General features: G+C 63.8%; 11 protein-coding genes and 1 pseudogene. 11 read left to right on the forward strand and 1 reads right to left on the reverse strand.

The window, feature by feature from the left end:
- Positions 1-2 precede the first annotated feature (2 nt).
- Genes P7F28_RS18995 through P7F28_RS19040 form a run of 10 tightly spaced genes read left to right on the forward strand, consistent with a single transcriptional unit; the run spans position 3 to position 9,512 of the window.
- Positions 3-1,649 carry a GspE/PulE family protein gene (locus P7F28_RS18995; protein WP_277186133.1) on the forward strand — a complete coding sequence of 549 codons (1,647 nt, stop codon included), beginning with the start codon at positions 3-5 and terminating at the stop codon, positions 1,647-1,649.
- Between the two features lies 1 nt (position 1,650).
- Positions 1,651-2,454, forward strand: coding sequence for a hypothetical protein (locus P7F28_RS19000; RefSeq protein WP_277186134.1), 804 nt, complete (start codon positions 1,651-1,653; stop codon positions 2,452-2,454).
- Positions 2,451-3,053 carry a hypothetical protein gene (locus P7F28_RS19005; protein WP_277186135.1) on the forward strand — a complete coding sequence of 201 codons (603 nt, stop codon included), beginning with the start codon at positions 2,451-2,453 and terminating at the stop codon, positions 3,051-3,053. Before P7F28_RS19000 ends, P7F28_RS19005 begins: the two co-directional genes overlap by 4 nt.
- Positions 3,050-3,571: a hypothetical protein gene (locus P7F28_RS19010; RefSeq protein WP_277186136.1), complete on the forward strand. Its 522-nt coding sequence runs from the start codon at positions 3,050-3,052 to the stop codon at positions 3,569-3,571. Before P7F28_RS19005 ends, P7F28_RS19010 begins: the two co-directional genes overlap by 4 nt.
- Positions 3,568-4,125 carry a hypothetical protein gene (locus P7F28_RS19015; protein ID WP_277186137.1) on the forward strand — a complete coding sequence of 186 codons (558 nt, stop codon included), beginning with the start codon at positions 3,568-3,570 and terminating at the stop codon, positions 4,123-4,125. The genes P7F28_RS19010 and P7F28_RS19015 overlap by 4 nt, the downstream gene beginning before the upstream one ends.
- Positions 4,122-6,068, forward strand: coding sequence for a secretin N-terminal domain-containing protein (locus tag P7F28_RS19020; RefSeq protein ID WP_277186138.1), 1,947 nt, complete (start codon positions 4,122-4,124; stop codon positions 6,066-6,068). The genes P7F28_RS19015 and P7F28_RS19020 overlap by 4 nt, the downstream gene beginning before the upstream one ends.
- 9 nt (positions 6,069-6,077) lie before the next feature.
- Positions 6,078-6,545 carry a type II secretion system protein gene (locus tag P7F28_RS19025; protein ID WP_277186139.1) on the forward strand — a complete coding sequence of 156 codons (468 nt, stop codon included), beginning with the start codon at positions 6,078-6,080 and terminating at the stop codon, positions 6,543-6,545.
- Positions 6,546-6,550: 5 nt separating this feature from the next.
- A complete protein-coding gene (locus P7F28_RS19030) occupies positions 6,551-6,928 on the forward strand; it encodes a type II secretion system protein (RefSeq protein WP_277186140.1) in 378 nt (125 codons plus the stop codon).
- Entirely contained in the window at positions 6,903-7,391 is a 489-nt protein-coding gene (locus P7F28_RS19035; protein ID WP_277186141.1) for a type II secretion system protein, read from the forward strand. Before P7F28_RS19030 ends, P7F28_RS19035 begins: the two co-directional genes overlap by 26 nt.
- Before the next feature lie 24 nt (positions 7,392-7,415).
- On the forward strand, positions 7,416-9,512 hold the full coding sequence (locus P7F28_RS19040; protein ID WP_277186142.1) for a glycoside hydrolase family 19 protein: 2,097 nt from the start codon (positions 7,416-7,418) through the stop codon (positions 9,510-9,512).
- A gap of 21 nt (positions 9,513-9,533) precedes the next feature.
- Here P7F28_RS19040 and P7F28_RS19045 read toward each other — a convergent pair whose 3' ends face one another.
- Entirely contained in the window at positions 9,534-10,334 is an 801-nt protein-coding gene (locus P7F28_RS19045) for a lytic transglycosylase domain-containing protein (RefSeq protein ID WP_277186143.1), read from the reverse strand.
- 161 nt (positions 10,335-10,495) lie between these two features.
- On the opposite strand from P7F28_RS19045, the pseudogene P7F28_RS19050 reads away from it, so the two are divergent.
- Positions 10,496-10,871, forward strand: a pseudogene (locus tag P7F28_RS19050) (preprotein translocase); the annotation flags it as partial.

Consider the following 10,871-nt stretch of genomic DNA (forward strand, 5'->3'; position numbering starts at 1 on the left):
TCGTGGACAAGACTCTCGCCGACACACCCGATCTGGCGCTGCGTTCGCGCCAGCAGCGGCTATGGGACGAAGCGGAACACGATCCGCTCGACTATCTGAAGCTGGTGACGCAGGCCATCGGGCTGACCGGTTTCGACGCCGAAACGCTCGAAACACTCGAACCGCGTTTCGATCTGCTGTCTTTCGGCGAAGCGATGTCGCGCAAGTGCCTGCTCGCCGCCGATCCCGCCGCGCGCCTATGGCTCGTCCTCGCCGATCCCTTCGATCCGCTGCTGCGCACATGGGCGATCCATCGCGTGAAAAAGCCCTTCGCGTTCGCGTTCTGCGTGCCCGCCGAGTTGATGGCCTATCTCGCGCTGCATGAATCCGCGCATCAGGCGCTGACGCAGATCGACGTGGGCGGCAAAACCGTGGCGGCGGATACTGGCGTCGAAATCACGCTGGCGACGCTGGCCTCGGACGTGCATCCGGTGATCCGGCTGGTCAATTCTTCGCTGTACGACGCATTGAAGGCGCGCGCATCGGATATTCATATCGAGAGCACCGCGACGGGGCTGGTCATCAAGTACCGCATCGACGGCGTGTTGCAGGAGACGGCCGCCGCGCCGGGTATCGATACTGCCGAGCAGGTTTTATCGCGCCTGAAAGTGATGGCCGATCTCGATATCGGCGAGCGGCGCATTCCGCAGGATGGCCGCTTCAAGGCGCTGATCAATCAGCGCGAGATCGACTTTCGCGTCTCGATCATGCCGTCGATTCATGGCGAAGACGCCGTGCTGCGCGTGCTCGATAAACAACGCGGCGAAGGCAGCAGTAACGCGCTGCGGCTGGATTCGATCGGGCACGAACCGGAGATCGTCGATGCGATCCGCGTGATCGCGCATGAACCGTATGGCTTGCTGCTCGTCACCGGGCCGACCGGTTCCGGTAAATCCACCACGCTCTACGCCACGCTTACCGAGATCAATACCGGCGACGAGAAGATCATCACCATCGAAGATCCGGTGGAATACGAACTCGCGGGCGTGTTGCAAATTCCGATCAACGACAAGAAAGGGTTGACCTTCGCGCGCGGCCTGCGTTCGATCCTGCGTCACGATCCGGACAAGATTCTGGTCGGCGAAATCCGCGATGGCGAGACGGCGGGCATCGCGGTGCAGGCGGCGCTGACGGGGCATCTCGTGCTGACATCGGTGCACGCGAATAACGTGTTTTCCGTGCTCGATCGCTTTCTGCATATGGGCGTCGATATGCACAGTTTTATCGACGCGCTGCTCGGCGCGGTCGCCCAGCGCCTGATGCGCAAAAACTGCCCGCACTGCATCACCGACGACACACCGCCCGATGACGCCACGCTGCGCCTTTCCGGACTCACGCGCGAACAGGTCGCGGGTTGGCGTTTTCGACGTGGCGCGGGATGCGAGATGTGCCGACGCACCGGCTATCTCGGGCGGCAGCCGATTGCCGAAGTGCTGCGCCTGAACGATGCCATCAAGCAATGCTTCGTCGAACGCCGCCCGATCATGGAACTGAAGCAACTCGCGTATCAGAGCGGCTTCGTGCCGATCCGGCAGATCGCGTTGCGCGCCGTGGCCGATGGCCGCACCACGCTCGCCGAAGTCAATCGCGTGACGATGGTCGAGGCCTGATATGTCGCGCTGGTCGGATCAAATCGGAACGTTGAGGCAGGCGGCATCGAAGGGATCGTCGATGTTCAGCCGCACCACGTTGTGGATCGACGGCGAACGCGCGCGCGTGCTCGATCATGCGGGCCGATCCGTGCCGCTGTCTTCCATCGGCGATACCGCAGCGGCGCTGAAGGCCATCGAAGCGCTTGCGCCCAAACCCGCGCGGCCCGGTCTGCATGCGTTGCGCGTGGTGGTCGGCGCGCCGTTCGCGCGCTATTACGCGCTGCCGTGGCAGGCGCTGCCGAAACCGGCCGATTGGGTATCGATGGCGCGCATCCAGACGACGCAGACCGGCGCGGGCGCGGAGCCGTGGCGCTACGCCGTCAGCGATGGCGTGTGGGGCCACGGACGGCTCGCCGCCGCGATGCCCGAATCGCTGTGCGCCGGGATTGCGCGTTTGTGCAAGTCGCGGCGGCTGCAACTGTCCGGCATCGAACCGGCCTATACCTTTGCGCTGCAAAAGCACGCTCGCCGGATTCGCGATGGCGCGATCGCCGTGGTCACGCTCGAACCGACCGAAGGCGATGCGGCGCTGGCGCATATCGGCATGCGGCGCGCGGGCGGCTGGAGCGGGTTTATCGGGTTGCCGGTGTCGGGTCCGCTCGACGATGTCCTGCGCGATGCCTTCGTGCTGTGCGCCATCGAGCCGCCCGAGCGCCGCTACGTGATCGGCCCCGCCGATGCGAGCCGCTGGATGGCATCGGCGGCAGCGCCGGGGGCATCGATGGTGGAATGGCTCGCCGCACCGTGGGACGCCGCAGCATGAAAGCGCCCGCCCTCGATCTGCATCGTCCGAACCGGCCCGGCGCGGCGGCGGGACTGCTGGCGCTGGTGATCGGCATCGTCGTATTGATGATGGCGATGCGCTACCTCGACACGCTCAAGGACGAGGGTCTGGCGCTCGATGATCGCGAGTCCGCCATTGCGCAGCGGGAGAAGGTGTTCGAGCGCATCAGCCGGGCGCATCGCAGCGCGACCAATCCGCACGCGGCCGAACTGATGGCGCAGCAGCGTTACGCGGCGGAACCGGCGCGCGATCTGATCGAAGGCGGCTGGACGCCGAATATCGCCTTCCTGAGCATCGAACTGATTACGGCGTCGCGGCAGATCAACATGCAGTTCGAGACGCGTTCCGCGCAGGAAGCGTTGTCCTATGCGGACTGGTTACAAGCGCAGCCGGGCACGGAAACCGTCACGGTGAAGCGGCAGACCGAAACGCCCGGACCGCCGGTGAAGTCGGTCGAGACCGCCTTGCAGGTGACGTGGAAGCCGTTCGTGGCGAAGCCGCTGGCGAGTGCTTCGGTTGCCTCGGCTGCTTCGGTTGCTTCAGCGGCCGTCGCCGCTTCGCCGGGAGCGCGCAAATGAACCGCCTGCTATGGGAAGTGCGACGCGCCCAATGGCGGCTCGGCACCTTCGGCCTGCTGGCGATGCTTATGATCGGCGCGGCAGGCGTGATCGCGCTGGTGCAAATTCTGCCCTTGCATCAGGACATCGCCGCGCGTCAGATCGATCTCGATGCGCGCGCCGCGAAGCTGAGGCAACCGCCGCCGCCGCTGCCCGACGAAGCCGTCGCGCCGGTCAGCGCCGAGCAGCGTTATTTCGTTTTCCTGCACAGCCTGCATGCGATCGCCGCGAAGAACAATATTCCGCTGCCGCAGATCACGTATTCGCTCGCCGCGCCCGACAAGGATTCGACACTCCGGCGCTATTCGGTCGAAGCGACCTTCACGAGCACGTATCTGCAATTGCGCGATTTTCTGCGCGAGATGCGCACCTTGCCGGGCCTGCGCTTCGAGCGGCTGACGATCTCGCGCCCCAACATATCGGTGACGCAAGTCGAAGTGCGTCTTCAATGCTCGTTTCTGGTCGAGGCCACGCAATGAACCGCCTCGACATGCGCACCATGAAAGTCTCGTGGCCGATTCTCGGTCTGCTGGTGGTCACGGCGGGTCTGATCGCGTTCACGTATTTCCGGGGCGGCAAAGACGAGCCTGCGCCCGCGTCCGCGCCGCCGCGCGTGGCCGCGAAGACATCGCCCGCGTCCGCGCCCGCAGCGGCATCGGATGCCGCTTCTGCGCCGCCTGCCGCGACCATCGTCGATCTGTTTCCAAGCCAGAACTGGCTGCCGCCGCCACCGCCTCCCCCGCCGCCTCCGCCGCCCGGATCGGTGAAGCCTCCGCCGCCGCCCGAACCGCCGCCGCTGCCCTTTACCGTACGCACGCTCTGGCTCGATCAGAACGGCGTGTTTTATATCGTGCTCGCGGGAACGGGGCGCGAGTTTCCCTTGTGTATCGACTGCCAGAAAAAAGGCTTTCTGCATAAGGGCGATGTGATTCTCAACGCCTGGAAGATCGACGACATCAGCCGCAAGCAAGTGCTGTTCACGTATTTGCCGTTGAAGCGCCGGCAGACGCTGCCACTCGGAGAACTCAAATGAGCCGGCTCAAAAAACTCACCGTGTGGGTGCTGATTCCGCTGCTGACCGCGTGCGCGAGCGAGCTGCATCGGCAGGACTTGCAGAATCGGCTTTCCGGTATGCCGCCCGATGCGCAACTCGATCTGCTCGCGCAGCAGAGCGCGCAGTATCCGGACGATCTGCAAATCCGCAGTTGGTATCTGAGTCTGAAACGCAAGCTGTCGGCAGAGTATCTGCAACGCGCGACGATCGCGTTTCGCGCAGGCGATTCGTCGCAGGCGCTGGCGTGGGCGCGCCGTGCCGAGCAAGCCGCGCCCGGCGACGACAATGCGCGCGAGATGATCGACTACATCCAGAAGCAGGCGCCGATCGACACCGCCATGACCTACGCCGAATCGATCTACGGCGAACAGCCGCAGGCGGCGCTGTCCATCGTCACCGATGTGCTGTCGAAGCAGCCCGACAACGCCCGCGCCATCCGCCTGCGCGACACGCTGCTCGCGCCGAAAGCGCAGGAATTCGCGCCGAAGCTCAACAAGGATCTCGATCAGCCGATCACCGTGCAGTTCCGCGATCAGCCGCTCATCAGCATTTTCGAACTGATGTCGAATATCACCGGGCTGAATTTCACCTTCGACAAGGAAGTCCAGGCCGCCGCGCCCACCACAATCTTCGCCGCCAACACGCCCGTCAAACAGGTTCTGGCGATGGTGCTGCAAGCCAATCAGCTTGCCAGCAAAGTGGTAGGCGGCAATTCGATCCTCATCTACCCGAACCGCCCCGACAAGGCGACCGAGTACAAGGATCTGGTGGTGCGCACGTTCTACCTGCAGAACTCGACGGCCGCGCAAGTGCTCGCCTCGCTCAAGCAGATGGTCAAGACGCGCGACGCCGTGCTCGACGAGCGCACCAACGCCATCATCCTGCGCGACTCGCCCGATGCCATCAAAGTGGCCGAGCGCATTATCCGCGCGCTGGACGTGACGCCCGCCGAAGTCGTCATCGATGCGCAGATTCTCGAAGTGTCGTCGTCGGATCTGCTGCATCTGGGCATTCAGTATCCGGACGGCATTCAGTTCGGCCTGCAGGCGGGACAGGCCAACGATCAGACCACGCTGCCGCAGAACACCGTCACCTTGCAGGAGCTGCATCACCTGAACAGCAGCGACGTGCTGGTGCGCATCGGACCGGTCGGCGTGAACTTTTTGCAGACGCACGGCCTCACGCGGACGCTGGCCAATCCGAGCATTCGCGTACGCAACCGCGAGAAGGCGAAAGTGCTGATCGGTGACCGGCTGCCGGTGGTCACGACCACGCTGTCGGGCAACTTCAGTTCGGAGAGCGTCAATTATCAGGATGTCGGGCTGACGCTGGAAGTCGCGCCGGTGATCGTCAATCCGGATGAAGTGCAGGTGAAGCTGCATATGGAAGTGTCGAACGTTACGGACACCATCACGACTTCGACGGGACTGATCGCGTATCAGATCGGCACGCGCACGGCGGAAACCGTGATGAGCGTGCGCAACAACGAAACGCAGATGCTCGCCGGTCTGCTCCAGCGCAATGACCGCGATACGGGTTCGGGGCTGCCGGGTCTGAGCCGCATTCCGCTGCTGGACCGCATTTTCGGCGACCGCGCCAACAATCAGACGCAGACCGAACTGGTTTTGCTGCTGACGCCGCGCATCGTGCGCAATCAGGCGATGCCGGCGGGCAACGTCATGCAGTTCGATTCGGGCACCGAGAACCGCATCACCACCGAGCGCGATCCGGTCGCGATCAGCGACAGCGCGCGCGTGCTGAGTGCGCCCGCGTCGCTGCCGCCGCCGGTGCCGCAGCCGGTTCCAGCGCCTGTTCCCGCGCCCGTTCCCATTCCCGAGCCGCCGCCGGTGGTCGCGCTGCCGCCGCCCGCGCTGCCGCAGCCGTATCGCGCGCCCGATGAGCCGCAGCGCGTCAACCCATGACACACGACGATGAACCGAGGCTTCACGATCATCGAAATGCTCGTCACGCTGGCGATTCTTGCCGTGCTGGCGACGGTGGCCGCGCCGCTCGTGCAAGTGGTCGCGCAGCGCAATCGCGAGGACGAACTGCGTCGCGCGCTGTGGAGCATCCGCGATGCGATCGACGCCTACAAAGCCGCAGGCGATGCCGGCAAGTTCGACCGGCCGCTGGGTGTGTCGGGCTATCCGCCCAAGCTCGACACACTGGTCGATGGCGTGACCGACAAGACCTCGCCGACGCATTCGCAGATCTACTTTCTGCGCCGCATTCCGCGCGATCCGACCTGCGATTGCCCGAGCCGCTCCGACTCGCAAACCTGGGGCAAGCGCAGCTACGCGAGCGCGCCGGACTCGCCCAGCGAAGGCGATGATGTCTACGACGTTTATTCGTTATCCGAAGGAACCGGGCTGAACGGGATTCCGTATCGAAAGTGGTGAGTGTGATGTTCAAGAAGCTGCGCCGCGCGTTCACGCTGATCGAGCTGCTGGTCGTGATGGCAATCATCGCGACCTTGCTGACCATTGTCGTGCCGCGCTATTTCGGGCAGGCCGACAAGGCCCGCGACGTCGTGCTGCATCAGAATCTCGCGGCCATGCGCGATTCGATCGATCACTTTCGCGCCGATCAGGGGCGTTATCCGCAATCGCTCGATGAACTCGTGCAGAAGCGCTATCTGCGCGAAATACCGATGGACCCGGTATCGCAAAGCCGCACCACGTGGACCACCGAGCAGCCAGCCGATGGCACGCCCGGCGTCTACAACGTGCGCAGCGGCGCGAAGGGCAAGGGCAAAGATGGCACCGACTACAGCAGCTGGTAGACGCCGCCAGCGCGGCTTCGGCATGTTGTGGGTGCTGATGTGCGTGGCGCTGGTCAGCATCTACCTGATGAAGGTGGGCGAAGTGTGGGCCACGCAGATTCAGCGCACCCGCGAAGACGAATTGCTCCGCCGTGGCGATGCGATCCGCCGCGCGATCACCGAGTACGTCGCGGCTGATCCGGGCGGCGCGTATCCGATGAACTTCGACGATCTGCTGCACGATCCGCGCGCGTCCTTCGCGCGGCGTTTTCTGCGCCAGCCCTATCTCGACCCGATGACCAACGACGCGTGGCAGACGGTTCGCGGACCGGCGGGCGAGTTGTACGGCGTGTACAGCGCATCGACACAGGCGCCGATCAAGAAAGACGGTTTCAACGATGACGACGCGGGCTTCGCGTTGCAATCGTCGTATCAGGACTGGAAGTTCACGTTCTACCCGCAACGCGGCATGAACCGCAGATAGTCACGCACTGTCCGGAGGTTGGAGATGAAATCGATTCGCACGAAACTCGCGCTGCTTCCGGCGATTCTGCTGCTGCAAGCGGGCGTGGCGCTCAGTCAGGAAGCATGGCGCGAAGGCACGACGTACTCGGCCGGCACGAGCGTGACGTACAACGGACGCGTGTATCAGGCCTTGCAGGCGCATACGGCGTATGTCGGCGCGGGCTGGACGCCGCCGAACTCGCCGACGCTGTGGAAGGATATGGGCGCGGCGGGTGGATCGCCTGCGCCTGCTCCGGCTCCGGCTCCCGTTCCGGTGCCGACGCCCGCGCCTGTTCCGGTGCCAACGCCTGCGCCTGCGCCCGTTCCCACACCGACGCCAACACCCGCGCCCGCTCCGACGCCAACACCAACGCCAACGCCAACGCCAACGCCAACGCCAACGCCAACGCCAACGCCTTCAGGGTGCTACACGGCGTGGTCGGCATCGCAAGTTTATGCAGCGACGAACACGCGCGTCACGTATAACGGCCGCAACTATCGCAACAAGTGGTGGACGCAAGGCGATAACCCATCGCAGTCGGGACAGTACGGCGTATGGGAAGACCTCGGCGCGTGCGCAGGCGGTACGCCGACGCCAACACCTACGCCTGTGCCGACGCCAACGCCTACGCCTGTGCCAACGCCGACACCTACGCCTGTGCCGACGCCAACGCCTACGCCTACGCCTACGCCTACGCCTGTGCCGACGCCAACGCCTACGCCTGTGCCAACGCCGACACCAGTGCCGACGCCAACACCAACACCAACACCAACGCCTACGCCAACACCGACACCGACACCGACACCCACGCCCACGCCAACCCCAACGCCCGCCTCCTACAAACCCAAAATCACCTACATCCCCGCGCCCGCAGGCTATCCCACCACCGCGCAATTCACCGCCGCCGAGAAATCCCTCGTCGATCAGTCCAACGGCCAGATCGCACTTATCCGCAGCGCGCTGCAAGTACTGCCCGACGCCGATGTCGAAGCGGTTACGCCCGGCCGCGCGGCGAATCCATCGAACGTGAAGCGGGTTGAAGCGATCGTGCCTGAGGCCGAGTTCGACAAGCTGTTCCCGGTGCGCAACGTGAAGTACTCGTACGTCAACTTCCTGCGCGGCATCGCCAAATTCCCGGCCTATTGCGGCGACTACACCGATGGTCGCGATGCCAACGCCATCTGCCGCAAACTGCTCGCGACTTCCTTCGCGCACTTCGTGCAGGAAACCGGCGCGAACTGGACATCGCTCACGCCCGCGCAAGCGCGCCCCGATGCCGATCACAACAACCCCGTGCTCGCGAAAATGCCGCAAAACACGGCGATTCCGTTCTGGCAACAAGCGCTGTGGTTCCTGCGCGAATCCGGCTACAACGAAGGCTCAGCCGTGGGCGCGTATCAACAATGCGAGCCTGGCTCGCACGCGACCAACTGGGTCTTCTATCCGTGCGCGAAAAACGCGCAGGGCAAATATCTCGACTACTTCGGACGCGGCGCGAAGCAGTTATCGTGGAACTACAACTTCGGCCCGTTCTCGCAGTCGCTCTACAACGACGTGAACGTCTTGCTCGATGACCCCGGTCGCGTCGCCGATACCTGGCTCAATTTCGCGTCCGCCGTATGGTTCGCGGTCACGCCGCAAACCCCGAAACCACCGATGACCTGGGCCATCGACGGCACGTGGAAGCCGAACAGTGTCGATATCGGCAACAACATGAAGCCGGGCTTCGGCGCGACGGTGTACATCATCAATGGCGGAATCGAGTGCGGCGGGGGCGGCGCGGAGAAGTCGCAGGTGACCAACCGCATCAACGCATACAAGGAGATGGCGCGCGAATTGAATGTCACCATTCCGGCCGATGAACCGCTTGGCTGCGCCAACATGAAGGGCTTTCAGGAAGGCTCGGCGGCGGCCGTGAAGGCGTATCTCGACAAGGACTATTCGTGGGCTAATGGCAAGCCGGTGACCGCCTGCAAACTGGTCGATTATCAGATGCCCTTCTCGCTCGTCACGCCCGGCGATTACAAAGCCTGCGTCGATTATTTCTTCCGTGGCAAGGTGGAATACAACGGCAAGATCGTGATCGATAACACGCAATGACGCGGACGTTTCGCGCCGCGTTCACCGGCCGCTGCGATAGCGGTCGGCGAGCGCCTTCACGCGCGTGACGTAGCGCTGCGTTTCCGCATAGGGCGGCACGCCGTTGTATCGATCAACCGTTGTCTCGCCACTGTTATAGGCGGCGAGCGCGAGATCGAGATTGCCGCCGAAGCGCTTGAGCAGCCACGACAGATACTCCACGCCGCCGCGAATGTTCTGCCCGGCATCGAACGGATCGCCGACGCCGAAGCGCGTTGCCGTCGCCGGCATCAACTGCATCAGCCCTTGCGCGCCCGCCCGCGAAAGCGCATTCGTCCGATACGCCGATTCCGCGTGAATCACCGCGCGCACCAGCGCATGATCGACGCCGAACGCCGATGCGCTCGCATCGATCTCGCGCCGATACGAACGCGTATCCAGCAGCAAGGCCGCGACGTCGATGCTCGCATCCGGCGCGCATAGATTGCACGTTTCCATGAAATGCAGCTGGATCACGGAGACGTCGGCATCGACACCTGTGGGCCGGTTCGATAGGAAGTGGCGCACGCCATCTTCGACGTAGGTATAGATACGCGTGGTGGCCTCGCGTCGCATCGGCGGCACGCGCCCTTTCGCATCGGACGCCGCCGTGTCGCCGCCGGGCCGCCAGTTCATCGCGATGCTGCTGCAATGCGCATGATCGATACGCGCGCTGACATAGACCACCGAATGATCATCGGCTTCGCAGCGAAGCATGGTCGCGGCATGCGCTTCATGCGCTGCGTGCGCAAGCAGAACGCTGACGCCTATGAGCAGGCATCGCATCGCCGTGTGACGTCTCATCGCGAGTTCCATTCTGTCGTGCGCCTGCACCAAGCATAGTTCGCTTCGACGCCGATTCCATGAAATAGTCGCCATCGTCGTTGAGCACGTTCGGGCGTTGTTTTCAAGGCGCTTTTGTGCTTCCATTGATGCGGATACTTTGGTCTTCGAATGAGATCGCCATGAACATGAATCCTCGTTTCGACGCCGCCTGGAAGAGCTGGCTCGACGACAATATCCGTCGCGGCTGTTCGCATCAATCGCTGATCGACGCCATGGTCGCCAACGCGTTTCATCCCAACGCGGCGCGCTCGATTCTCGCGCGGACCATCGCAGGCGAATCGCTCGATACCGATATACCGATGTCCTCGGAATACACGTACGGCACGCCCATGCTGCCCGCCGCACGCGTGTTGCATGCCGCGGATCGCGCCGCGCCCAAGGTGTTCAGTTGCGACGCGCCATGCGTCGCGCTGCTCGCCGATGTGCTCAGCGGCGAAGAGTGCGAGCGCCTGATCGAGATCGGCCGCGAGCGCGTGCAGCAGTCGGCCGTGGTCG

It is taken from the genome of Caballeronia sp. BR00000012568055 (genome assembly GCF_029439455.1).
GTDB lineage: Bacteria > Pseudomonadota > Gammaproteobacteria > Burkholderiales > Burkholderiaceae > Caballeronia.